A 23,179-nucleotide genomic window follows, 5' to 3' on the forward strand; every position below is an offset into this window, starting at 1 on the left:
GCTGCGCGCGACGAAATCTCGTTCTATTTGCCGCTCACATGGCCGCGCTTTTGCATCCGGTCAAGGGGAAGAGCCCAAATTGCGAGGCTGCCGGCAGCAATACACTCTTAGAGTGTATGGAGAAAATCACAGATTTTCGCTTGGAGAAGATGGCTGTCCCAAGTCGGCTGAAATGGCTCGGTTCATATCTGCATCGAGTCGAGGAAGAATCCGTTGCAATGCCGCACTGAGGCGTTGGCGCTATGGTTCAGAAACAGGCTGGCCGCCGGATCGAGGAAGGATGTCCGGCGACCAACGCCATATCCCGCCAGCGAGCGGGATATGGCACTGAGGGTTCAGTCGGCTTTGGCAGTATGCCAGACGCCGGCGACGCCATCGCCGCTCACATCTCCGGCTTTCTTGTCCTTGATGAATGTGTAAAGCGGCTTTCCGTCATAGGCCCACATCTTGGTGCCGTCGGTACGGTCGACGATTGTCCATCCTTCGGAAGTCTTCGCGCCGGCCTCGGCCTTCAGCGGTGGCCAGTTGGCGGCGCATTTGTCGTAGCAGTTCGACTTGCCCTTCTCATCCTTGTCATAGGTATAGAGCGTCATACCTTTGGCATCAGTGTAGATCTTGGTGCCTCCGACATTGGCTTCCTTCCACGCCTCGGCGGCGAAGGATGCGGCGGTGCTGAGAAGCAGTGCGGCCAGCCCTGTGGCTATGGTTTTCATGGAAATCTCCCTGGCTGATATCTGGAGGCGCGCGGGAAATCGCGGCCTCTTTGTATCAACGCCTACCGGCCGGGGTTTCTTCCCGATGTCGGTAGCTGGCCGGCGTAGTTGCCAGTAACAATTCACTCGGTTCGGTCGTACTTAGACGGGTGGCGCGGCTGAATTCAGGGCCAGTGCGATTGCCCGAACAGCGACCGGTTGCCACACATTGGTGATTGGCGCACAGGTCAGAGCGTCGCTATATCGTCGCCAAACAGTCGGAGCTTTGGGATGGCATTGGATATCGGCTATGTCAGCGCGGTCGGGGCGGGGGCGATCTCGTTCCTGTCGCCTTGCGTGCTGCCGCTGGTGCCGCCCTATCTCTGCTATATGGCCGGCGTCTCGGTCGACGATTTTCGCGGCAATGCGGGCGTGACAGCCCGCGAAGGTACGCGCGGCGCGCTGCTTTATTCCTCGATCGCCTTCGTGCTTGGCTTCTCGACGGTGTTCGTGGCGCTTGGCGCCGGCGCCTCGACCATCGGGCGGCTGCTGCGCGTCTGGCAGGAACCGCTGGCGATGGGCGCCGGCGTGCTGATTATCTTGATGGGCCTGAATTTCCTCGGCATCCTGCGCATCCCGCTGTTGTCGCGCGAGGCCCGCTTCCAGTCGCAGGGCAAGCCGGCGAGTGCCGTCGCCGCCTATGTCATGGGGCTCGCCTTCGCCTTCGGCTGGACGCCCTGTATCGGTCCGGTGCTGGGGCCGATCCTGACGCTGGCCGGCGGGCGCGAAACCGTGGGCGAGGGCGCGTTGCTGCTCGCCGCCTATTCGCTCGGCCTCGGTATCCCCTTCCTGATCGCCGCCCTGTTCTCCGGCGCCTTCATGCGCTTCCTCGGCAAATTCCGCGTCCATCTCGGCCGCGTCGAAAAGGCCATCGGCGCGCTGCTGGTCGTGGCCGGCGTGTTTTTCCTGACCGGAGGCGTGCAGACGGTGTCTTACTGGCTGCTGGAGAATTTCCCGGTGCTGGGGCGGCTGGGGTAAGTTCACCACTGCTTTTCGGCAAAGGATCTCACAGTGGACTTCCTGATTGATAGTCACTTGCCCGACCATCTCACCGGAATTTAACCGCATTGGTGCAGCATGGCGCCGCTGCTAGCATGATTTGATTCCCAACCCTTTTCAGATGGTTGCCTTCCATGAGCCAGAGATCCTGCCTGTCCGTCATCCTCGCCGCCGGCGAAGGCACGCGCATGAAGAGCGTGTTGCCGAAGGTGCTGCACCAGATCGCCGGGCTGCCGATGGTCGCTCATGTGGCGAAGACCGCAGAAGCCGCCGGTGCCAGCAGCGAGGCGATCGTCATCGGTCATGGCGCGGAAGAGATGCGCAAGGCGGTGGCGAAGTTCGCACCGAAGGCAGAGACCTTTGTGCAAGAAGAGCGTCTGGGTACGGCGCATGCTGTTCTTGCCGCGCGTGAAGCGATATCAAGGGGTTATGACGACATCTTGGTGATGTTCGGCGACACGCCGCTGATCGATGCGGAGGCGCTGACCGTGGCGCGGTCGAAACTCGCCGAAGGTGCGGCTGTCGTGGTGATCGGCTTCCGTCCGCCTCTTCCAAACGGCTATGGCCGGCTGGTCGAAAAGGGCGGCAAGCTGATTGCCATCCGCGAGGAAAAGGACTGCTCCGAGGCGGAGAAGAAGATCGGCTTCTGCAATGCCGGCATGATGGCGGTGGCCGGCGCCCACGCGCTGAAGCTGCTCGACGCGGTCGGCAACAAGAATGCCAAGGGCGAGTATTATCTCACCGACATCGTCGAGATCGCCGGCGGGCAAGGTCTCGATGTCGTCGCCACCGAGGCCAGTTTCGAGAATGCGCTCGGCATCAACAACCGCGCCGAACTGGCGCAGGCCGAAGGCATCTGGCAGGCACGCCGCCGCCAGGAGGCGATGCTATCGGGCGTGACGCTGATCGCGCCGGAGACCGTGTATTTCTCGCATGACACCGAGATCGGCGCCGACACCATCGTCGAGCCGAATGTCTGGTTCGGCCCGGGCGTGAAGATCGCCGGCGGCGCCAAGATCCATGCCTTCAGCCATATCGAAGGCGCTACCATTGCATCGAATTGCGATGTCGGGCCGTTCGCGCGGCTGCGGCCAGGCGCCGATCTCCGGAACAAGGCCAAGGTCGGCAATTTCTGCGAGGTCAAGCAGGCGGTTGTCGAGGAAGGCGCCAAGGTCAACCATCTGACCTATATCGGCGATGCCCGCGTCGGCGCGGGCGCCAATATCGGCGCCGGCACCATCACCTGCAACTATGACGGCTATTCGAAATTCTTCACCGATATCGGCGAGGGCGCCTTTGTCGGCTCGAATTCCTCGCTGGTGGCGCCGGTGACGATCGGCAAGGGCGGCTACATTGCGTCGGGCAGCGTCATCACCGAAAGCGTGCCCGACGACGCGCTGGCCTTCGGCCGCGCCCGCCAGAAGACGATCCCCGGCAAGGGCAAGGAATTGCGCGAGCGCTTTGCTTCGGCCGCGGCGGCGAAGAAGAAGGCGGCCGGCGCCGACCACTAACGGTCAGCCGACCGGCGCAGTGTCCCCACCGAAAGTGGCGGTCACCTCGATCCTGCCGACGATGGCCTTGTTGAAGTCATCGAGGTCCTCGGCGGGGATCCAGTATTCCAGATGCGCTTTGCTGCCAGCATGCTCGACCCGGTAGCGGTCTAGAAAGCTTTTCAGCACGGCAAACCGGGTGACGAAACCCGCGCCGCTGGCCGGAACATTCCAGTCGCGCGCGATCTGCACGGCATAGGCTTCCGACAGAACCGGATAGAAGATCGGCTGTTCAGGCAGACGTGGCGGAAATGCCTGCATCTCGGACGCCTCGATGAGTTTCAGTTCCTGAGGTCCGACAGGACGCCAGAGTGTAATGGTGGGCTGGGTTTCATTCATGGCTGAAGCTTAGCCAAATATTGCCGGAACGAAAACCGGATGCCTGAAAACCGAACAATTGCAGTAACCGGATTGCAAGAGCGGTCTGGCATGGTGCATGCCTCTGCAAGCGTCCGTTACAGCGGACGAAATGCAATGTGACTTTCACGGCAGGCCGGCCATCCCTAAATAGCGCTGGTTTTCCATGGGGAATCGGGGACTGTCTGCATGTGCGGTATCGTTGGAATCGTCGGCCACTCGCAGGTAGCGCCTCTCATCGTCGATGCGCTGAAGCGGCTCGAATATCGCGGCTATGACTCGGCCGGCGTCGCCACCATCGAGCACGGCCAGCTCGCCCGCCGCCGCGCCGAAGGCAAGCTGATCAACCTCGAGCGCCGGCTCAAGGACGAGCCGCTCGATGGCACGATCGGCATCGGCCACACCCGCTGGGCCACCCATGGCGTGCCCAATGAGACCAATGCGCATCCGCATTTTTCCGATGGGGTCGCCATCGTCCACAACGGCATTATCGAGAACTTTGCCGAACTGCGCGACGAGCTGGTCCGCGACGGCTATTCCTTCTCGTCGCAGACCGACACCGAAGTCGTCGCGCATCTGGTGGCGCGCGAACTCGCCAGGGGGCTGAAGCCGGTCGAGGCCGCGCACCAGGCGCTGAAGCGGCTGGAAGGCGCCTTTGCGCTGGCCATCATGTTCAAGGGTGACGAAGACCTGATCGTCGGCGCCCGCAATGGCCCGCCGCTGGCTGTCGGCCATGGCGATGGCGAGATGTTCTTGGGATCGGACGCCATCGCGCTGGCGCCATTCACCAATTCGATCACCTATCTCGAAGACGGCGACTGGGCGGTGGTGCGCCGCGACAGCGTCGCCATCTTCGACATTGACGGCAAGAAGGTCGAGCGCAAGCGCCAGCAGTCGCTGTCGACCTCCTTCATGGTCGACAAGGGCAACCGGCGCCATTTCATGGAGAAGGAAATCCATGAACAGCCCGAGGTGATCTCGCACACGCTGGCGCATTATGTCGACTTCGTCTCCGGCGTCTCGAAGCCGCTCGACCTGCCATTCGACTTTGCCAAGATTGGCCGGCTGGCGATCTCGGCTTGCGGCACCGCCTATCTGGCCGGCCTGATCGGCAAATACTGGTTCGAGCGCTATGCAAGGCTGCCGGTCGACATCGATGTCGCCTCGGAGTTCCGCTATCGCGAGATGCCGCTGTCGGCCAACGACGCCGCTTTCTTCATCTCGCAATCGGGCGAGACCGCCGACACGCTGGCCTCGCTGCGTTATTGCCGCAAGGCCGGCATGAAGATCGGCGCCGTCGTCAATGTGCGGGAATCGACCATGGCGCGCGAATCCGACGTCGTGCTGCCGACACTGGCCGGCCCCGAGATCGGCGTCGCCTCGACCAAGGCTTTTACCTGCCAGCTCTCGGTGCTGGCGTCACTCGCCGTGCGCGCCGGCGTGGCGCGCGGTACGATTTCGAAGGATGAGGAAAAGACCCTGGTGCGCGCGCTTTCGGAAGCGCCGCGCTATGCCAACCAGGTGCTCAAGCTCGAAGAGCAGATCGAGCGCATCGCGCGCGAACTGTCGCGTTACAAGGATGTGCTCTATCTCGGCCGCGACACGAATTTCCCGCTGGCCATGGAAGGCGCGCTGAAACTCAAGGAAATCTCCTACATCCACGCCGAGGGCTATGCCGCCGGCGAATTGAAGCACGGGCCGATCGCGCTGATCGACGAGAACATGCCGGTGATCGTGATTGCGCCGCATGACCGCATTTTCGAGAAGACCGTGTCGAACATGCAGGAAGTGGCGGCACGCGGCGGCAAGATCATCCTGATCACCGACGCCAAGGGCGCGGCACACTCAAGCGTGAAGACGATGGAGACGATCATCCTGCCGGACGTGCCGGAAATCATCTCGCCGATCATCTACGCGCTGCCGATCCAGATGCTGGCCTATTTCGCCGCCGTGTTCATGGGCACCGACGTCGACCAGCCGCGCAATCTGGCGAAATCCGTGACGGTGGAGTAGGGACCTCAACAGGCGCTCTTTAAAAACTTCGCAGTTCCAAACGGCCTTCCGGTTCACTAATGTTGCGCTGCAACCCGCGCTCCGGTGAACCATGTCCGATGCTCCCAAGACCTCCGGCATGACCCGGCTGAGGAACTATTTCCTCACGGGCTTCGTCGTCTGCGCGCCGCTGGCGATCACCGCCTATATCGCCTGGTCGTTCATCGGCTGGGTCGATTCCTGGGTAAAACCGTATATTCCGGCCCGTTACAGCCCCGACACCTATCTGCCGTTTCCGGTTCCGGGTTTCGGGCTGATCGTCGCGCTGATCCTGATCACGCTGATTGGTTTTCTCACCGCCAACATTGTCGGCCGCGCCATTGTCGGTTTCGGCGAGCGCCTGCTTGGCCGCATGCCACTGGTGCGCGGCATCTATGGTTCGCTGAAGCAGATTTTCGAGACCGTGCTGTCGAACAAGGGCGACATGTTCCGCCAGGTCGGGCTGGTCGAATATCCGCGCAAGGGTGTCTGGTCGCTGGTGTTCGTGGCCAGCGAGAAGGAAACCGAGATCAATGAGAAGCTCGATCAGGAAGGCGATCCGTTGATCGCGGTGTTCATGCCCTGCACGCCGAACCCGACCACCGGCTTTCTCATGTATGTGCCGAAGTCGGACATTGTGTTGCTCGACATGACGATCGAGGACGGTGCCAAGCTGATCGTTTCGGCCGGGCTCGTGGCGCCCGAGGTGAAGACCAAGTTGGTGACGCTGAACGGTGAGCCGATCAACGGAGCGGTCGCCAATCCGCCGCTAGGGCCTCATCCGGCGCGCAGGAGCCGCACGGCTTCGTCGCGGCCGAACAAATAGAGCAGCAGGCGCAACGCTTCGCCGCGGTCGGATTGCAGCTCCGGGTCGCGCGACAGAATCAGCCTGGCATCGTCGCGGGCGGCCTCCAGGAGATCGGCGTGCGCCCCGATGCGCGCCACCTGGAAACCCGGTGTGCCGGACTGGCGGGTGCCCAGAAGCTCGCCTTCGCCTCGCAATTTCAGGTCTTCCTCGGCGATCAGGAAGCCGTCCTCGGTCTCGCGCATCACCGACAGCCGGCGTTTTGCCGTCTCGCCGAGCGGATCCTTGTAGAGCAGCACGCAAGAGGAGGGCTTGTCGCCGCGCCCGACGCGCCCGCGCAGCTGGTGCAACTGGGCTAAGCCAAAACGCTCGGCATGCTCGATGACCATGACGGTGGCGTCGGGCACGTCGACGCCGACCTCGATGACGGTGGTGGCGATCAGGATGCGGGTTTCGCCCTCCTTGAAGGCGCGCATCGCCTCGTCCTTCTCGGCGCCCTTCATGCGGCCGTGGACGAGGCCGATGCGGTCGCCGAACAGCGGTTTCAGCGAGGCGAAGCGATCCTCGGCCGACATCAGCTTGATCTCTTCGGATTCCTCGACCAGCGGGCAGATCCAGTAGATTTTCTGGCCGCCGGCGACGGCATCCTCCATGCGGGCGACCAGTTCGTCGAGACGCTCAAGCGGCAGAGTGACGGTGCGGATCGGCTGGCGGCCGGCCGGTTTTTCCGTCAGTTTGGAGACGTCCATGTCGCCGAAAGCGGTCAGCACCAGCGTGCGCGGGATGGGTGTGGCCGTCATCACCAGCATATCGGGCGCGTCGCCCTTGGCGGTGATGGCGAGCCTTTGATGGACGCCGAAACGATGCTGCTCGTCGATGACGGCCAGCACCAGATCGTGGAAGGTGACCGTCTCCTGGAACAGTGCGTGGGTGCCGACGACGATGTCGATCTCGCCGCTGGCCAGGCCGGCCAGCGTTTCGGTACGCTCGCGGCCTTTCTCGCGGCCGGTCAGGATGGCGATGCGCAGCCCGACCTTGGCGGCAAGTGGCGTGATCGTCGCCAGATGCTGGCGCGCCAGGATTTCGGTCGGCGCCATCAGCGCCGCCTGGCCGCCGGCCTCGACGGCGCGCGCCATGGCAAGCAGCGCGACCACCGTCTTGCCCGAACCGACATCGCCCTGCAGCAGCCGTAGCATGCGCTCGGGGTCGGCAAGGTCGGCATTGATTTCGGCGAGCGCGAATTCCTGGCTCGCGGTCAGCGAATAGGGAAGGGCGGCGCGCAGCCTCTCCACGATGCGGCCGTCGCCGACCAGGGGACGGCCGGAGAGGCGGCGGATCTTTGACCGCACCAGCGCCAGCGAGACCTGGCCCGCCAGCAACTCGTCATAGGCAAGGCGCCGCCAGGCGGCGCCGTCGACGGAGACGTCGATCGGGTCGGCTGGATTGTGGATGCGGGTGAGTGCGTCGGCAAAGGTGGGAAAAGTGTGCCGGCGCATGAAGGCGCCGTCCTGCCATTCCGGCAATTCGGGCAGCCGCGCCAGCGCTTGGCCGATCGCCCGGCGCAGCACCTTGCCCGAGAGACCGGCGGTGAGCGGATAGACCGGTTCGACCAGCGGCAGGTTTTCCGCCTCGCTGGCCAGCGCGATGTGGTCGGGGTGGACCATGGTCGGGCGGCCGTTGAACCATTCCATGCGGCCCGAGACCACGACATGCTCGCCCACGGGCATTGCCTTTTCGAGATAGGCGGCGTGCGCATGGAAAAAGGTCAGGCCGATTTCACCGGTATCATCATGAGCGTAGACCCTGTAGGGCACCGATTTGTTGCCGCGCGGCGGCGGCTGGTGGCGGTCGATGCGCACGTCGAGCGTGACGATCTGGCCTTCGGCGGACCCTGCGATGCCCGGCCGGCTGCGGCGGTCGATGACGGTGTGCGGCAGCACGAACAGAAGGTCGCCCGCGCGGGCCGCGCGATCGCCAAGATCAGCCGCGACGATCTTCTCGATCAGCGCGCCGACCTTCGGCCCGACGCCGGCAAGCGAAGTGATCGGAACAAACAGCGGATCGAGGATGGAAGGACGCATGATGTCAGCTTATGTCGCGACGGCCTCAGCGCAAGGCTGACAGCCCCTTCTATCCACGCTATATGCGCCGCAGCAAGTGAGGATGCCGCACGATGACCGGAACGAGACGATCAAGCGAGGGGCTGGACGCCCACCGCCGCAAGTTGTTGTTCCGCTCCTGGCATCGCGGCATGCGCGAGATGGACCTCATCCTCGGCACCTTTGCCGACGCCGAGATCGGCGCCTTGACGGCTGAGGAAATCGACCAATATGAGAGGCTCCTCGACATTCCCGACACCGACTTCCTGCCGCTGATCACCGGTGAACGCCCGGTGCCGGCTGATATCGATTGTGCCGTCCTGCAAAAGATTCTGGCGTCCCGCCGAACCATGACTTTCTGAAAAACGTGATTTGATGAGCCTCATTCCCACCATTGGCCTGCCGAAAGGCCGTGCCGGCCAGTTCATCGTCGACGGCGTCGCCGATGGCTATGAAGCCTTCGCGCTGGTGCAGGCCGCCCTGGAAATCGCACCCGACAAGCCGGTGCTGTTCGTGGCGCGCGACGGCCAGCGCTTGCCGGCGATCATCGAGGCGCTGTCCTTTGCTGCCCCCGGCCTGCCGGTGCTGGAGTTGCCGGCCTGGGACTGTCTGCCTTACGACCGCGTCTCGCCCGGCTCGGACGCCGCCGCCAAGCGTCTCGATGCGCTCACCGCCATGATCGCGCTGGCGAAGAAGCCGCACCGCGCCGTCATCCTCACAACCGCCAATGCGCTGCTGCAGCGCATTCCGCCGGCCGACCTTGTCGAGGCGCAGACCTTTCATGCCAGGCCCGGCAACCAGATCGACATGAACGCGCTGGTGGCGCGGCTGGAAACATCAGGTTTTGAGCGTGTGCCGACGGTGCGCGGGATCGGCGAATTCGCGGTGCGCGGCGGCATTCTCGACCTGTTCGCCCCCGGCTGGACCGAGGCGCTCAGGCTCGATTTCTTCGGCGACACACTGGAATCGATCCGTGTCTTCGACGCCGCCACGCAGCGCACCACCGGCCAGCGCAAGTCGATGGCGCTGCAGGCGATGAGCGAAGTGGCGCTGACGCCCGAAACCATCAGCCGTTTCCGCCGGTCCTATATCGAAGCGTTCGGCGCACCCCAGCGCGACGATGGGCTTTACGCGGCGGTCAGCGAGGGCCGGCGTTTCGCCGGCATGGAGCACTGGCTGCCGTTCTTCTACGAGCGGCTGGAGACGGTGTTCGATTATCTGCCGGACACGCCCGTCATATTCGACCATCTGGCGCATGAGGCGCTGGCCGAACGCCACACGCTGATCCTCGACCATTATGAAGCGCGCAAAAAGCAAGCCGACGCCGCGCTGAAAGATGCGGTGCCCTACAAGCCGGTGGCGCCAGACCTGCTTTATCTCTCCCCGGAAAACCTGATCGCCTCGCTCGGGCCGCGCGAAGCGATCGACTTCACGCCCTTCGATGCGCCGGATGCCGGCGCGAAAAAGGTCTACCACGCCGGCTCACGCCATGGCCGCAGCTTCGCGGAAGAACGCGCCAACCCCAATATCAACGTCTTCGATGTCGTGGTGAAGCACATCGCCGACGAGCGCTCGGCACGCCGCCGTGTCGTCATCGCCGGCTGGACCGAAGGCTCGCTTGACCGGCTTGGCCAGATCCTCGCGGAGCACCATCTCGGCAATCTCAAGCAGGTCGAAACCCTGGCTGAAGCCGAGCAGCTCGAGCCGGGGCAGGCGGCATTGGCCGTGTTGCCGCTCGAATCCGGCTTCGAGACCGAAAAACTGGTCGTCGTCGCCGAACAGGATATTTTGGGCGACCGGCTGATCCGGCGCTCGAAGCGCAAGAAGCGCGCTTCCGATTTCATTGCCGAGGCCTCAGCACTGTCGGCCGGCGATATTGTCGTCCATGCCGACCACGGCATTGGCCGCTTCATCGGCCTGCGCACCATTGAGGCGGTCGGCGCGCCGCATGATTGCCTGGAAATCCACTATGCCGGCGATGACCGGCTGTTCCTGCCGGTGGAAAACATCGAGCTTCTATCGCGCTACGGTTCTGATACAGCCGAGGCGACGCTGGACAAGCTTGGCGGCGGTGCCTGGCAGTCGCGCAAGGCAAAGCTGAAGCGGCGCCTGCTCGACATGGCCGGGCAGCTGATCCGCATCGCCGCCGAACGGCAGATGCGGGCGGCACCAGCGCTGGTGCCGGCCGAAGGCCTTTATGACGAATTCTCGGCTCGTTTCCCCTATGAGGAGACTGACGACCAGCAGACGGCGATCGACTCGGTGCGTGACGACCTCGGCGCCGGCAAGCCGATGGACCGGCTGATCTGCGGCGATGTCGGCTTCGGCAAGACCGAAGTGGCGCTACGCGCCGCCTTCATCGCGGCGATGGAAGGGTTCCAGGTCGCGGTGGTGGTGCCGACGACGCTGTTGTCGCGCCAGCATTTCAAGACGTTTTCGCAGCGTTTTTCCGGCCTGCCGATCCGCGTTGCCCAGGCCTCGCGGCTGGTCGGCGCCAAGGAACTCGCGGAGACGAAGAAGGCTCTGGCCGAAGGTCAGGTCGACATTGTCGTCGGCACTCATGCGCTGCTCGGCTCGTCGATCTCGTTCAAGAATCTCGGCCTGCTGATCATCGACGAGGAGCAGCACTTTGGCGTCAAGCACAAGGAGCGGCTGAAGGATCTGAAGACCGATGTCCATGTGCTGACGCTGTCGGCGACGCCGATCCCGCGCACGCTGCAGCTGGCGCTGACCGGCGTGCGCGAACTGTCGCTGATCGCCACGCCGCCGGTCGACCGCATGGCGGTGCGCACCTTCATCTCGCCCTTCGATCCGCTGGTCATTCGCGAGACCCTGCTGCGCGAACGCTATCGCGGCGGGCACTCCTTCTATGTCGTTCCGCGCATCAGCGATCTCGCCGAAATCCATGATTTCCTGCGAGAATCCGTGCCGGAGCTGAAAGTGGCGGTGGCCCATGGCCAGATGCCGCCCGGCGAGCTCGACGACATCATGAATGCCTTCTATGACGGCCAGTACGACGTGCTTTTGTCGACCACCATCGTCGAATCGGGCCTCGACATCCCGACGGCGAACACGCTGATCATCCATCGCGCCGACATGTTCGGCCTGTCGCAGCTCTACCAGCTGCGCGGCCGCGTCGGCCGCTCGAAAGTGCGCGCCTATGCGCTGTTCACCCTGCCGGCCAACCGCAAGCTGACCGAAACCGCCGAGCGCCGGCTGAAAGTGCTGCAGTCGCTCGACACGCTGGGCGCGGGTTTCCAACTGGCCAGCCACGATCTCGACATCCGTGGCGCCGGCAATCTTCTGGGCGAAGAACAATCCGGCCACATCAAGGAGGTCGGCTTCGAGCTTTACCAGCAGATGCTGGAGGAGGCCGTGGCCGAGGTGAAGGATTCCGGCGAGGTCCAGGATGGCGGCTGGTCGCCGCAGATCGCTGTCGGCACGGCGGTGATGATCCCGGAAAGCTATGTGCCGGACCTGCAGCTCAGGCTGGCGCTCTACCGTCGCCTCGGCGATCTCGAGAACACCGAGGAGATCGACGCGTTCGGTGCCGAGCTGATCGACCGTTTCGGCCCGCTGCCGGACGAGGTCAAGCATCTCCTGAAGATCGTCTTCATCAAGGCGCTCTGCCGCAAGGCCAATGTCGAGAAGCTCGACGCCGGCCCGAAGGGCGTCGTCATCCATTTCCGCAAGCGCGAATTCTCCAATCCGGTTGGGCTGGTCAAATTCATCGGCGAGCAGGGCTCGCTGGCCAAGATCCGGCCGGATCACAGCGTCGTCTTCGTGCGCGATTGGCCGACGCCGGACAAGCGCCTGGCCGGCTCGGCGGTGGTCATGACACAGCTCGCGAGGCTGGTCGAGAAGGCAGCGTAGCCCACCCGACCCATTCGCCAGCGCTGAAATTCCGGTCTAGAATAGGAAATCGGCTTCGTGTATGGAGCCGCCAACCCATATAGGGGCGGAAATAGCGGGCGAGGGTGCTCGCAGGAAAGAGTGTTGGGTGCAGCGATGACGAAATGGTCGCCGAATTCGTGGAGAGCAAAGCCGATCAAGCAGGTTCCTGCCTATCCGGACCTTGCCGCGCTGAAGAACACCGAAGCCCAGCTTGCCACCTTTCCGCCGCTGGTTTTTGCCGGCGAGGCCCGCAAGCTGACGAAGCAGCTCGCGGCTGTCGCAAACGGCGACGCTTTCCTGCTCCAGGGCGGCGACTGTGCCGAAAGCTTCGCCGAACATGGTGCCGACAACATCCGCGACTTCTTCCGCGTCTTCCTGCAGATGTCGGTCGTGCTGACCTTCGCCGGTGCACAGCCGGTGGTGAAGGTTGGCCGCGTTGCCGGCCAGTTCGCCAAGCCGCGCTCGTCCGACAACGAAACCAAGGGCGAGGTGACGCTGCCGAGCTATCGCGGCGACATCATCAATGGCATCGAATTCGACCAGAAGTCGCGCATTCCCGATCCCGCACGCCAGGAAATGGCCTACCGCCAGTCGGCGGCGACGCTCAACCTTCTGCGTGCCTTCGCCCAGGGCGGCTATGCCAGCCTGGAGAATGTGCATCGCTGGATGCTCGGTTTCGTCTCCGACAGCCCGCAGGGTGAGAAGTACGAGTCGCTCGCCAACCGCATCACAGAGACGATGGACTTCATGAAGGCCGTCGGCATCACCTCGGAAACCAATTACGCGCTGCGCGAGACCGATTTCTACACCAGCCACGAGGCGCTGCTGCTCGGCTACGAGGAGGCGCTGACCCGCGTCGATTCGACCTCGGGCGACTGGTACGCCACCTCGGGCCACATGATCTGGATCGGTGACCGCACGCGCCAGCCCGACCATGCGCATGTCGAATATTGCCGCGGCATCAAGAACCCGCTTGGCCTGAAATGCGGCCCGTCTCTGACGCCGGATGGCTTGCTGGAACTGATAGACCTGCTCAACCCCGAGAATGAGCCGGGCCGGCTGACGCTGATCGCCCGCTTTGGTTCGGACAAGGTCGCCGACCATCTGCCGAAGCTGGTGCGCGCGGTGCAGAAGGAAGGCCGCAGCGTGGTCTGGTCGTCGGATCCGATGCATGGCAACACGATCGAGGCTGCCGGCTACAAGACGCGGCCGTTCGACCGCATCCTGAAAGAAGTGCAGACCTTCTTCGAAGTGCACCGCGCCGAAGGCACGCACCCCGGCGGCATCCATGTCGAGATGACCGGCAAGAACGTCACCGAATGCACGGGCGGCGCGCGCGCCATCACGGCCGAGGAATTGCAGGACCGCTACCACACCCATTGCGACCCGCGCCTCAATGCCGACCAGGCGATCGAACTGGCCTTCCTGGTGTCGGATCTCTTGAAGAAGAGCCATCCGGTTCAGCACAAGCAGGTTGCCAACGGCTGATCCCGGCCATTTGGACCGATAAAGAAAAAGGCGCCTGGTAACCCGGCGCCTTTTTCATTTCAGCTCACGTTTGTGTTCTCGGCCGATGTTGCGCGATCAGCCTTAGTCCTTCCTGTAGAGCAGCCAGCTCTTGCCGGCGCGGCCGGCCATCGTCGAATGCTTGGTGACGCGGTTACGGCCGCTCACCTTCGAACGGTAGAGCGCCCGGTCGGCCTTGGTGTAGAGATCTTCGGGTCCTTCGGCCTCGGATGCCATGCAGATGCCCATCGAGACGGTCACCGTGCCGTAGTTCATGCCAGTCTGGCTGCTGGTGAACGGCGTCTGCTCGATCAGGGCGCGAATGCGCTCGGCGATCTCGTAAGTGGCATCTTCGCTGGCGCCCTCGATGATCAGCGCGAACTCCTCGCCGCCGGTGCGGGCAACGAACATGTCGCCGCGAATGCTGGTCTGGAAGATCTCGGCGATGATCTGGATGATCTTGTCGCCGACAGGATGGCCGTAGCGATCGTTGATATCCTTGAACCGATCGATGTCGGCAAGGACCAAGGCATTGAACAGGATGCCCTTGTTGCTGTTGTAGATCCTGGTGATTTCCTTGTCGAAGGCGCGGCGGTTCCAGATCTGGGTCAGCGGATCCGTATCGGCCAGCCGCTTGTATTCCTCGAGCTTCGACTTCACGCTTTCGAGCTCGGCCGTCTTGTCGCTGAGCGTCGAAGCAATCTGCTTGCCGTGATCGATCGTCGAATTGGTGGCAACGGCCATGGCGTTGGCGATTTTCTGCAGAAGATCCTGGGAGAGCAGGCTGCGGCCACTCAGGCCGTTTGATGTCTCGTCGAGAATCCTGCCGTATTTCTCGATGTGGCTGCGCTCGCTTCGCAACAGCGCCGCGACCTCCTCGAGTTCCCTGGCAATGACGTCCCTGGCATGCTCGACGATGCCGGGGCCATGGTTCTGGGCAAAGAAGGCGCGTCCGATCTGATCCAGCTCATCTTGCGTCGGCCGGCTGCTCAGCGATACGACGGCCAGGCTGAGCTCGCGATTGGTGCCGCTCAATGCCTCGTAGAAGATCTCATAGTTGCGCGGCAGGCCGAGGACGCCAAGCTGGCGCATGGTCGCGACAACCGTGGCTGCGATGTCGGTGCTTCGTTCGGTTGTGGCTACTGCCGGCTGCATGTCTGATCCACTCTTCCCCTCAGCTCCCGGCGCGGAATTGGCGGGTTCCATTGATCGCCGACCTGGGGAGCGCGACCCGATAGTCCAGAACATCTTGCGAAGAGGCGCGTCCCCACCCGCGACCTTCGCTTGATGGGACCATAAATGCGGTGGCGCTAAAGTTTCCTTAATTCGCACGACTTCCACAGGTTTTTCTCTACCTGTGGCTGTATAAGCGTAATTTTTGTACCACCGTAGCGCGATAACACCCGGTTTGGCGGCTTTGACTTCGAAATCCGTGTGTTGTGCTGATGGAAATGAGACTTGAATTTCGAATTTTGTCACGCCAATCGATGTCGCATTTGCTTGCGCGGAACCACCGCAAAGCTGGAATCCTGGCAACGATGCTGGACGAGGTTTCTTCAAGGGGTGCCGAAATGAGCGATAGTCACCAGGGATCATGCCTGTGCGGAGCGGTCCGCTTCCGGACAAGGGGAGCGCTGCGCGGCGTCGTCTACTGCCATTGCTCGCAATGCAGGAAGCAAAGCGGGCATTTCTATGCCGCGACCAATGTCGCCGACGCCGACATCGTGATCGAAGGCACGGAAAGCATCACCTGGTATGAGGCGTCCGCTTTCGCCGGGCGCGGCTTCTGCAAGACATGCGGGTCTGTGCTTTTCTGGAAGCCAAGGGCTCAAGACTATATTTCGGTGATGGCGGGAGCGTTCGACAAGCCGACAGGCCTCAAGGGCGACTGCCATATCTTCGTTGGCGACAAGGGCGACTATTATTCGATCGTTGACGGGCTGCCGCAGTTTGAAAAGTCGACGCCTTCGATCGCGGTCGCTGAATGAATTTTGGACGAGATGGCTTATTCCCTTGATCGGGCCGTTGCTTTATCCCGTGCCGGTGATCCGGAAAGAGGTTTGGGCATGCAGCGGCTGATCGACGCTTTTTTCAATTCGGTGCGGGCGTTTCGCAAGCTGGCCGCCAGTGAGAAGGCTTTCCAGCAGGAACTGATGCTGCTGGTGCTCGCCCTGCCGGCGGCGTGGTTCGTTTCGGTCTCCTGGCGTGGTTATGCCTTGCTGATCGGCGCGGTGCTGTTGCTGATCATGGTCGAGGTGCTGAACACCGGCATCGAGGCCGCCTGTGATGCGTTCAGCCGCGAGTTCAATGTCGACATCCAGTTGGCCAAGGACTGCGGTTCGCTGGCGGTGCTGATTTCGGTGGTCATCGTCGCCGGCGTCTGGGGCATCGCGCTCATCGAGCGGATCACCGGACTACCGATCTAGCGTTGCCATTCTTATATGACGGTAACTAAAGGAAACCGTCATGTCCGTAGCCACAAATCTTCTGCTTCTCGAACGCAAAGGCCTGCCGGACGATTTGCGCTGGCTGGTCGAAAAATACCCGCGTGAAGAATGGCAGGGCCACGCCAACATCCACGGTATCGCCAATATGTGGCTGCAGCGGCACGACATGTTCCGCGAACTCGGCGGCATGCTGACCAATGGTATTGGCGATTATCGCGAGGGCAGGCTGACGACGCCTGACTTTGCGCGCTGGTTCGCGCCGCGCCTCAACCATTTTCTCGGTAATCTCGACGGTCACCACAATGTCGAGGATCATCATTATTTTCCGGTCTTCGCCAAAGCGGAGGCGCGGCTGAAGCGCGGTTTCGAGATTCTCGACACAGACCACCACACCATCCATGAAGGATTGGAGCGCAATGCCGAGGCGGCCAATGCCTTCATCAAGACGCTTCATGAGAGCGAGGACAAACAGCGCTTCGCGGCGGATGCCTATGCTGACGAAAACAGCCGGCTGATCGCCATGCTGACCCGGCATCTTGCCGATGAGGAAGACCTGATCATCCCTCTGATCCTCGATCGAGGTGATCAGGCGCTCGGTATAGACTAACGGGTCAAAACTCCTTGGCGCGCTCCCGCTTGGCGATGTGTCGTGCGATGAGCCAGGCAAGGATCGCCACCGTCAGGCCGATGCCAAGCCCGATCAGCAGCCTTTCGTGGCGCAGGAACGCCTGGCCGACGAAGTGCTCGGCGCCCAGCCCGAAAACATAGCCGATTGAGCTGAACAGCACCGCCCAGATCACCGATGAGATGGCGTTGAGGATGACGAAGCGGGGTGCTGCTATGGTCGACAGGCCGGCGGCGATGCCGCCGACCAGGCGCATGCCGTAGACATAGCGGTTCGACAGCACGAAGATGTTGGGATGGGTGTTGAGCAGGCGATAGGCGCGGCGGAAGCCGGGCCGCCTGCGCAACCTGACGACATAGCGATGATCGGCGAAACTTCTACCGAGCATGAAGAAGCCCGTATCGCCGAGGAAAGCGCCGAGGGCGGCCGCGACAAAGGCATGCCACAGCACGAAAATATGCTGGTGGGCGAAGAAGCCGCCGAGGATGGCGGCACTTTCCCCCTCGGCCACGCAGCCGAGAAAGACGGCAAGCAGCCCATATTGTTCGATGAAATGATGGATCGCTTCGGTCATGAGGGCTGGGTCTCGGGAGCGAGCCGTTCCTCGATCCGCTTCAGCTGTTCGGCTATCTGCGCGATCTCGTCGCGCATGCCGATGATCTGGCTGTGGCGCAATTCGTCCAGCTTTTCGTGCAGCGCCATGATCTCGATTTCGGCCTTGAGGTTGACCTCGTAGTCATGGGCAGCGTCGATGCGGTCGCGCGCCGCCTGGCGATTCTGAGACATCATGATCACCGGCGCCTGCAGGGCAGCGATCATCGACAGCACCAGGTTGAGGAAAATGAAGGGGTAGGGGTCGAACGACTCTTGCCCCAGCAGCCACCAGTTGGCACCGATCCACAGGACCAGGAAGGCGATGAATGACAGAATGAACGTCCACGAACCACCGACACGCGCGATGGCATCGGCGATACGATCGCCCGCGCCCTGAAGGCCGCTAAGATTGTCGTTGATGTCCTGTGATATGGGTTTGCGGTCGACAGTGCTTTGCAGCACCCGCCTCTCGAGCTCGCTCAAATTCTCTGGGTTTCGCCTCAGCCATCGATTGGCCAGTTCGGGCACTGTCTTGTTCATGGACGTCTCCACACCAAAGCGTCGGCTTGGCAGTCTCGTCTCCATATAGGAAGATGCCGTCCCTTCAAAAGCGCGGCATGGAGATGGAAGCAAAAATGCCAGATTTCGCCAAAATCCGCGCCCGTGCAGCCAAACGCAAGGGTGGGGAAGCGGAGCTTTCAACGCTGCTGGGGCCGGCGCCCGACAATGCAGCGGTGGCTGACATCCCGGACGACCGCATTCTGTCGACCATGGCCGAGCGCGTGTTCGCCGCCGGTTTTGTCTGGCGCGTCATCGAACAGAAATGGTCCGGTTTCGAGGAAGCGTTTCTGCGCTTCGAGCCGAAGCGGCTGTTGTTCCAGCCAGACGATTTCTGGCACGATCTGGCTTCCGACCAGCGCATCGTGCGCAACCCGCAGAAAATCAGATCCGTGCGCGACAACGCCGCCTTCGTCGAACGCGTCTCCAAGGAGCATGGCGGCTTCGGCGAGTTCCTCGCCAACTGGCCTGCCGACGACCAAGTCGGGCTGATGGCCTATCTCGGCAAGCATGGCAGCCGGCTGGGCGGCAACACCGGCCAGTATTTCCTGCGTTGGCTGGGCTGGGATGCTTTCGTCATTTCGGCTGACATGGCGTTAGCCCTTCGCGATTCTGGCCTCGACATCTCCGAAAGCCCGACCTCGAAGAGGGACCTCGACAAGATCCAGGCCCAGATCAACCGATGGGTGGCCGACACCGGCCTGCCGCGCCGGCACATTTCGCGCATCCTGGCGATGTCGATCGGCGAGAACCATTCGCCGCAGTCGTTGCGCGAATATATGGGCGACGACTGATCGGTCCGATGCGAATGACGACTGTCATTCGCATCGACACGATTGACCATATCAATCGGTCTGGGGTGGTCCAAGCGAACGCCATTGCGGGGCGAATTTTGCCGCGCTAAGTCAGCAGGCATGACCAAGAAGCCCGACATACTGCGTATCGCGATCGCCCAGCTCAACCCGACCGTCGGCGATGTCGCCGGCAACCTCGCCAAAGCCCGCGAGGCGAGGGCGGATGCCGCGCGCCAGGGCGCCGATCTCGTGCTCTATACCGAGCTTTTCCTTGCCGGTTACCCCCCGGAAGATCTGGTGCTGAAGCCGGCCTTCCTGAAGGCTTGCGAAAAGGCGGCGCAGGAGTTTGCCGCCGATACATCCGATGGTGGCCCTGGTGTCATCATCGGCACGCCGCTGAAGCGCAAGAGCGGCACGCACAATTCGATCATCGTCGCCGATGGCGGCAAGATCTTGGCCGAACGCTACAAGCTCGACCTGCCGAACTATGGCGAGTTCGACGAGAAGCGCGTCTTCCAGGCAGGGCTCGAGATCCAAGGCCCGGTCAATTTCCGTGGTGTTCGCATCGGAATTCCGATTTGTGAGGACATCTGGGGCGATGTCGGCATCTGCGAATCGCTGGCGGAAAGCGGGGCGGAAATCCTGCTGGTGCCGAACGGCTCGCCCTATTATCGCGCCAAGATCGATGTCCGTCACCAGGTGGTCATCCGCCAGGTGATCGAATGCGGGCTGCCGATCACCTATGCCAACCAGCTCGGCGGCCAGGACGAGCTGATCTTCGACGGCGCGTCGTTTGCCATCGGCGCCGACAAGACATTGGCTTTCCAGATGAGCCAGTTCGAGGAAGCGGTCGACGTCATCACATGGAAGCGCGGGGAGGACGGCTGGGTCTGCTCGGAAGGGCCGATGTCGAAGATTCCCGAGCGGGAAGAGGCCGACTATCGCGCCTGCATGCTGGGCCTGCGCGACTACGTCAACAAGAACGGCTTCAAGAATGTGGTGCTTGGCCTGTCCGGCGGCATCGATTCGGCGATCTGCGCTGCCCTTGCCGTCGACGCGCTCGGCGAGGAGCGGCTGCGCGCGGTGATGATGCCTTACCGCTATACGTCGAAGGATTCGCTCAAGGATGCCGAGGATTGCGCCCGGGCGCTCGGCTGCCGCTATGACATCGTGCCGATCTTCGAACCGGTCGAAGGTTTTCTGCACGCGCTGACGCAGCTCTTCGAGGGCACCAAGGAAGGCATCACCGAGGAAAATTTGCAGAGCCGCGCGCGCGGCACCATCCTGATGGCGATCTCCAACAAGTTCGGCTCGATGGTCGTCACGACAGGCAACAAGAGTGAGATGTCGGTCGGCTACGCCACGCTCTATGGCGACATGAATGGCGGCTTCAATCCGATCAAGGATCTCTACAAGATGCAGGTCTACGCGCTGTCGCGCTGGCGCAACAGCCACGTGCCGCCGGGCGCGCTCGGGCCCTCGGGCGAAGTAATCCCGAAGAACATCATCGACAAGGCGCCGTCGGCGGAATTGCGTGAGAACCAGACTGACCAGGATTCGCTGCCTCCCTATCCGGTGCTGGACGATATCCTCGAATGCCTGGTCGAAAACGAGATGGGCGTCGACGACATCGTCGCGCGCGGCCATGACCGGGCAACGGTGACGCGCATCGAGCATCTGCTCTATATCGCCGAATACAAGCGCCGGCAGGCCGCACCCGGCGTGAAGATCACCCGGAAGAATTTCGGCCGCGACCGCCGCTACCCCATCACCAACCGTTTCAGGGATCGCGGGTAAGCGCGTTTCGCCCGTTGTTGCAAAATAACCGCAGTGGTTGGACCAGATAGGCTTTTGGCGCGAGCCAGTCTTGGCGATGCGTCGGGGCGTCTCTATAAGGACCGTTCCGCGATTCATTTGCGGGAGGTCCGAATGGCAGTATTTCACATGGTAATGCGAGGCCGCGAAGCCTAGGTCTCATCCGGCGCTCGGCGAAGGTCCATCCTTCGCATCGTAGCCGGATTGAGCACAGGCTTATGCCGATGCCGGTCGCCGCCCGATTACGGGCGTGACGCCAAGATATGCCACTCCGCTTCTGGGCAATCATTTGCCCCTTGCGCGGCTTCTTCAATTTTCGACCTTACTGGGATCGGGCTCGTTTGCGCCCGAATGACATCATGGCTCGTTTCAAGATCGATTTGCGCGCGAGCGCCTTTCGCAGCGTTCTTGGTTTCACGCTCACCCATTGGCGGCGCCAGCCCTGGCGGCTTTCGCTGATCATGGGTGGTTTCCTGCTGTCGACGCTGGCCGACGTCTTGACGCCGCTCTATTCCGGCCGGCTGGTCGATGCTGTCGCCAGCAGCGCCGGCGCGGACGCCATTGCCTGGAATGCCGCGATGACGGCGTTTTCTATTTTGATGGCGCTCGCCTTGACCGGCGTCGTGCTGCGCAACCTGGCGTTCATGGGCATTGTCGAACTGACGCTGAAGATGATGGCCGACATCGCCGCCGATGCCTTCCATCGCGTCCAGCGCTTTTCCACCGACTGGCACGCCAACAGCTTTGCTGGATCGACCGTGCGCAAGGTGACGCGCGGCATGTGGGCGCTCGACCTGCTCAACGACACCATCCTGATCGCGCTGCTGCCGTCCGTCGTCATGCTCGTCGGCTCGACACTGCTGCTTGGCTGGTTCTGGCCGCTGATGGGTGTGGTCGTTGCCGTGGGCTCGGTGCTGTTCATCATGGTGACGGCGATGCTGTCGCTTGGCTATGTCGCGCCGGCGGCAAGGCTCGCCAACACCTGGGACACGCGCCTCGGCGGTTCGCTCGCCGACGCGGTGAGCTGCAACGCTGTGGTCAAGGGCTTTGGCGCCGAGGAGCGCGAAGAGCGCCGCCTCGCCAAGGTGGTCGCCAAATGGCGGGCGCGCACGCGGCGCACCTGGGTGCGCGGCACCATCAACGGCACCACGCAAGGGGCGCTGCTGCTGGTCATGCGCGCGGCCGTGATCGGCCTGTCGCTGCTGCTGTGGTCGTGGGGGCAGGCGAGCGCCGGCGACGTCGCCTTCGTGCTCACCTCGTTCTTCGTGCTGCAAGGTTATTTGCGCGATATCGGCACGCATATCCGCAATCTGCAGCGGTCGATCAACGACATGGAGGAACTGGTCGATTTCCAGTCCGAACCGCTCGGCATCGAGGACCGGCACGGCGCCAGGCCGATCCGGATCACGCAAGGGGCCATCAGCTTCGACAACGTCACCTTCCACTACGGCAATCACCGGTCGCCGCTCTATCGAGACTTTTCGGTCGATATCGCGCCGGGTGAGCGGGTCGGGCTCGTCGGTCACTCCGGTTCGGGCAAGACGACCTTCGTCAAGCTCATCCAGCGGCTCTATGACGTGAATGCGGGCAAGATCCTGATCGACGGCCAGGATATTTCGCAGGTGGCGCAAGCATCGCTGCGCGGGCAGATCGCCATCGTCCAGCAGGAGCCGATCCTGTTCCATCGCTCGCTGGCCGAGAACATCGCCTATGCCAGGCCAAGCGCAACGCAGGAGGAGATCGAGCATGCCGCCATGCTTGCGAGTGCGCATGACTTCATCACCAGCCTGCCGAAAGGCTACGGCACGCTGGTCGGCGAACGCGGCGTTAAATTGTCGGGCGGCGAGCGTCAGCGCGTGGCGATCGCGCGTGCTTTCCTGGCCGATGCGCGCATCCTGATCCTGGACGAGGCGACGTCGAGCCTCGATTCGGAATCGGAAGTGTTGATCCAGCAGGCGATGGAACGGCTGATGGTCGGCCGCACCACGCTGGTCATCGCACATCGGCTGTCGACGGTGCGGGCGCTCGACCGGCTGCTTGTCTTCGACAGCGGCAACATCGTCGAGGAAGGCTCGCATGACGAGCTGATCAGGCTGAAGGGCGGCATCTACCGCCGCCTGTTCGAGCGCCAGGCGCTCGAGCTGACCAAGGGACTGGTCGTCTGAACTGAGTTGGCCTCCGGCTTCGGCCGGAGGCCAACTCCATCAGGCGCTGTCAGCCAGAGTGACCTACGCGGCATCTTGCGGCATCCCGGCAGTTTAGACGTAGTTTATAATGCCAGGGCACAACACGTCTTTTCTACCACTGGTTGCTGCATATTTACTCAAAAGCAACCCAGGGGGCGTAAGCCCGT

General features: G+C 62.5%; 19 protein-coding genes. 13 read left to right on the plus strand and 6 right to left on the minus strand.

Translation table 11 applies throughout. The features are described 5' to 3' along the window. Window positions 1-335 precede the first annotated feature (335 nt). The gene (locus JN279_RS21410) at window positions 336-713 is read right to left on the minus strand and encodes a COG4315 family predicted lipoprotein (protein WP_096446502.1); all 378 of its coding nucleotides are present in this window, start codon (window positions 711-713) and stop codon (window positions 336-338) included. 270 nt (window positions 714-983) lie between these two features. Here JN279_RS21410 and JN279_RS21415 point away from each other — a divergent pair, with 270 nt between their 5' ends. Next, window positions 984-1,730, plus strand: a complete 747-nt coding sequence (locus JN279_RS21415; protein WP_019858381.1) for a cytochrome c biogenesis CcdA family protein — start codon at window positions 984-986, stop codon at window positions 1,728-1,730. A gap of 155 nt (window positions 1,731-1,885) precedes the next feature. After that, complete coding sequence (gene glmU, locus JN279_RS21420) at window positions 1,886-3,262, plus strand: bifunctional UDP-N-acetylglucosamine diphosphorylase/glucosamine-1-phosphate N-acetyltransferase GlmU (RefSeq protein WP_096446500.1); 1,377 nt, start codon at window positions 1,886-1,888, stop codon at window positions 3,260-3,262. A 3-nt stretch (window positions 3,263-3,265) separates the two neighbouring features. Here glmU and JN279_RS21425 read toward each other — a convergent pair whose 3' ends face one another. After that, window positions 3,266-3,640 (minus strand): ADP-ribosylation/crystallin J1, encoded by a 375-nt coding sequence (locus JN279_RS21425; protein WP_096446498.1) that lies wholly within the window; start codon window positions 3,638-3,640, stop codon window positions 3,266-3,268. Window positions 3,641-3,847: 207 nt separating this feature from the next. Between JN279_RS21425 and glmS the strand changes: the two genes are divergently transcribed. Together glmS and JN279_RS21435 are read left to right on the plus strand one after the other, a co-directional pair. Next, window positions 3,848-5,671, plus strand: coding sequence for a glutamine--fructose-6-phosphate transaminase (isomerizing) (glmS, locus tag JN279_RS21430; protein WP_096446496.1), 1,824 nt, complete (start codon window positions 3,848-3,850; stop codon window positions 5,669-5,671). 91 nt (window positions 5,672-5,762) lie between these two features. Beyond that, window positions 5,763-6,515, plus strand: a complete 753-nt coding sequence (locus tag JN279_RS21435; protein WP_096446494.1) for a DUF502 domain-containing protein — start codon at window positions 5,763-5,765, stop codon at window positions 6,513-6,515. On the opposite strand, the gene recG is transcribed toward JN279_RS21435, so the two are convergent. Next, entirely contained in the window at window positions 6,467-8,575 is a 2,109-nt protein-coding gene (gene recG / locus JN279_RS21440) for an ATP-dependent DNA helicase RecG (RefSeq protein WP_202350183.1), read from the minus strand. The genes JN279_RS21435 and recG overlap by 49 nt on opposite strands. A 92-nt stretch (window positions 8,576-8,667) precedes the next feature. Between recG and JN279_RS21445 the strand changes: the two genes are divergently transcribed. From JN279_RS21445 to JN279_RS21455, 3 genes are all read left to right on the plus strand, one after another. Then, window positions 8,668-8,955 carry a succinate dehydrogenase assembly factor 2 gene (locus JN279_RS21445; RefSeq protein WP_096446490.1) on the plus strand — a complete coding sequence of 96 codons (288 nt, stop codon included), beginning with the start codon at window positions 8,668-8,670 and terminating at the stop codon, window positions 8,953-8,955. Window positions 8,956-8,968: 13 nt separating this feature from the next. Then, window positions 8,969-12,466, plus strand: coding sequence for a transcription-repair coupling factor (mfd, locus tag JN279_RS21450; RefSeq protein WP_202350184.1), 3,498 nt, complete (start codon window positions 8,969-8,971; stop codon window positions 12,464-12,466). Between the two features lie 135 nt (window positions 12,467-12,601). Next, on the plus strand, window positions 12,602-13,975 hold the full coding sequence (locus JN279_RS21455) for a class II 3-deoxy-7-phosphoheptulonate synthase (protein ID WP_096446486.1): 1,374 nt from the start codon (window positions 12,602-12,604) through the stop codon (window positions 13,973-13,975). A 102-nt stretch (window positions 13,976-14,077) separates the two neighbouring features. Here JN279_RS21455 and JN279_RS21460 read toward each other — a convergent pair whose 3' ends face one another. Further along, the gene (locus JN279_RS21460) at window positions 14,078-15,148 is read right to left on the minus strand and encodes a GGDEF domain-containing protein (RefSeq protein ID WP_096446484.1); all 1,071 of its coding nucleotides are present in this window, start codon (window positions 15,146-15,148) and stop codon (window positions 14,078-14,080) included. 416 nt (window positions 15,149-15,564) lie between these two features. Between JN279_RS21460 and JN279_RS21465 the strand changes: the two genes are divergently transcribed. The 3 genes from JN279_RS21465 (at window position 15,565) to JN279_RS21475 (ending at window position 17,047) form a co-directional block, all read left to right on the plus strand. Next, the gene (locus tag JN279_RS21465; RefSeq protein WP_096457359.1) at window positions 15,565-15,981 is read left to right on the plus strand and encodes a GFA family protein; all 417 of its coding nucleotides are present in this window, start codon (window positions 15,565-15,567) and stop codon (window positions 15,979-15,981) included. Between the two features lie 78 nt (window positions 15,982-16,059). After that, the gene (locus JN279_RS21470; RefSeq protein WP_096446482.1) at window positions 16,060-16,419 is read left to right on the plus strand and encodes a diacylglycerol kinase; all 360 of its coding nucleotides are present in this window, start codon (window positions 16,060-16,062) and stop codon (window positions 16,417-16,419) included. Window positions 16,420-16,459: 40 nt separating this feature from the next. Continuing rightward, on the plus strand, window positions 16,460-17,047 hold the full coding sequence (locus JN279_RS21475) for a hemerythrin domain-containing protein (protein ID WP_202350185.1): 588 nt from the start codon (window positions 16,460-16,462) through the stop codon (window positions 17,045-17,047). A 4-nt stretch (window positions 17,048-17,051) separates the two neighbouring features. Here JN279_RS21475 and JN279_RS21480 read toward each other — a convergent pair whose 3' ends face one another. Both JN279_RS21480 and JN279_RS21485 read right to left on the minus strand, forming a co-directional pair. Beyond that, window positions 17,052-17,639: a DedA family protein gene (locus tag JN279_RS21480; RefSeq protein WP_096446478.1), complete on the minus strand. Its 588-nt coding sequence runs from the start codon at window positions 17,637-17,639 to the stop codon at window positions 17,052-17,054. Continuing rightward, on the minus strand, window positions 17,636-18,199 hold the full coding sequence (locus JN279_RS21485; RefSeq protein WP_096446476.1) for a DUF1003 domain-containing protein: 564 nt from the start codon (window positions 18,197-18,199) through the stop codon (window positions 17,636-17,638). Before JN279_RS21485 ends, JN279_RS21480 begins: the two co-directional genes overlap by 4 nt. Window positions 18,200-18,294: 95 nt before the next feature. Between JN279_RS21485 and JN279_RS21490 the strand changes: the two genes are divergently transcribed. From JN279_RS21490 to JN279_RS21500, 3 genes are all read left to right on the plus strand, one after another. Further along, on the plus strand, window positions 18,295-19,011 hold the full coding sequence (locus tag JN279_RS21490; RefSeq protein ID WP_096457356.1) for a DNA-3-methyladenine glycosylase I: 717 nt from the start codon (window positions 18,295-18,297) through the stop codon (window positions 19,009-19,011). A gap of 120 nt (window positions 19,012-19,131) precedes the next feature. Beyond that, a complete protein-coding gene (locus JN279_RS21495; RefSeq protein WP_096446474.1) occupies window positions 19,132-20,808 on the plus strand; it encodes an NAD+ synthase in 1,677 nt (558 codons plus the stop codon). A gap of 377 nt (window positions 20,809-21,185) precedes the next feature. Continuing rightward, complete coding sequence (locus JN279_RS21500) at window positions 21,186-22,991, plus strand: ABC transporter ATP-binding protein (protein WP_096457353.1); 1,806 nt, start codon at window positions 21,186-21,188, stop codon at window positions 22,989-22,991. Window positions 22,992-23,179: the final 188 nt, after the last annotated feature.

The organism is Mesorhizobium sp. 113-1-2, assembly GCF_016756475.1.
In the GTDB taxonomy this organism is placed as follows: domain Bacteria; phylum Pseudomonadota; class Alphaproteobacteria; order Rhizobiales; family Rhizobiaceae; genus Mesorhizobium; species Mesorhizobium loti_C.

What these genes read in the sequence shown, in the direction of transcription:
- JN279_RS21410 (WP_096446502.1), bottom strand. Translation starts at nt 713, where the DNA reads ATGAAAACCATAGCCACAGGGCTGGCCGCACTGCTTCTCAGCACCGCC.
- JN279_RS21415 (WP_019858381.1), top strand. Translation starts at nt 984, where the DNA reads ATGGCATTGGATATCGGCTATGTCAGCGCGGTCGGGGCGGGGGCGATC.
- glmU (WP_096446500.1), top strand. Translation starts at nt 1,886, where the DNA reads ATGAGCCAGAGATCCTGCCTGTCCGTCATCCTCGCCGCCGGCGAAGGC.
- JN279_RS21425 (WP_096446498.1), bottom strand. Translation starts at nt 3,640, where the DNA reads ATGAATGAAACCCAGCCCACCATTACACTCTGGCGTCCTGTCGGACCT.
- glmS (WP_096446496.1), top strand. Translation starts at nt 3,848, where the DNA reads ATGTGCGGTATCGTTGGAATCGTCGGCCACTCGCAGGTAGCGCCTCTC.
- JN279_RS21435 (WP_096446494.1), top strand. Translation starts at nt 5,763, where the DNA reads ATGTCCGATGCTCCCAAGACCTCCGGCATGACCCGGCTGAGGAACTAT.
- recG (WP_202350183.1), bottom strand. Translation starts at nt 8,575, where the DNA reads ATGCGTCCTTCCATCCTCGATCCGCTGTTTGTTCCGATCACTTCGCTT.
- JN279_RS21445 (WP_096446490.1), top strand. Translation starts at nt 8,668, where the DNA reads ATGACCGGAACGAGACGATCAAGCGAGGGGCTGGACGCCCACCGCCGC.
- mfd (WP_202350184.1), top strand. Translation starts at nt 8,969, where the DNA reads ATGAGCCTCATTCCCACCATTGGCCTGCCGAAAGGCCGTGCCGGCCAG.
- JN279_RS21455 (WP_096446486.1), top strand. Translation starts at nt 12,602, where the DNA reads ATGACGAAATGGTCGCCGAATTCGTGGAGAGCAAAGCCGATCAAGCAG.
- JN279_RS21460 (WP_096446484.1), bottom strand. Translation starts at nt 15,148, where the DNA reads ATGCAGCCGGCAGTAGCCACAACCGAACGAAGCACCGACATCGCAGCC.
- JN279_RS21465 (WP_096457359.1), top strand. Translation starts at nt 15,565, where the DNA reads ATGAGCGATAGTCACCAGGGATCATGCCTGTGCGGAGCGGTCCGCTTC.
- JN279_RS21470 (WP_096446482.1), top strand. Translation starts at nt 16,060, where the DNA reads ATGCAGCGGCTGATCGACGCTTTTTTCAATTCGGTGCGGGCGTTTCGC.
- JN279_RS21475 (WP_202350185.1), top strand. Translation starts at nt 16,460, where the DNA reads ATGTCCGTAGCCACAAATCTTCTGCTTCTCGAACGCAAAGGCCTGCCG.
- JN279_RS21480 (WP_096446478.1), bottom strand. Translation starts at nt 17,639, where the DNA reads ATGACCGAAGCGATCCATCATTTCATCGAACAATATGGGCTGCTTGCC.
- JN279_RS21485 (WP_096446476.1), bottom strand. Translation starts at nt 18,199, where the DNA reads ATGAACAAGACAGTGCCCGAACTGGCCAATCGATGGCTGAGGCGAAAC.
- JN279_RS21490 (WP_096457356.1), top strand. Translation starts at nt 18,295, where the DNA reads ATGCCAGATTTCGCCAAAATCCGCGCCCGTGCAGCCAAACGCAAGGGT.
- JN279_RS21495 (WP_096446474.1), top strand. Translation starts at nt 19,132, where the DNA reads ATGACCAAGAAGCCCGACATACTGCGTATCGCGATCGCCCAGCTCAAC.
- JN279_RS21500 (WP_096457353.1), top strand. Translation starts at nt 21,186, where the DNA reads ATGGCTCGTTTCAAGATCGATTTGCGCGCGAGCGCCTTTCGCAGCGTT.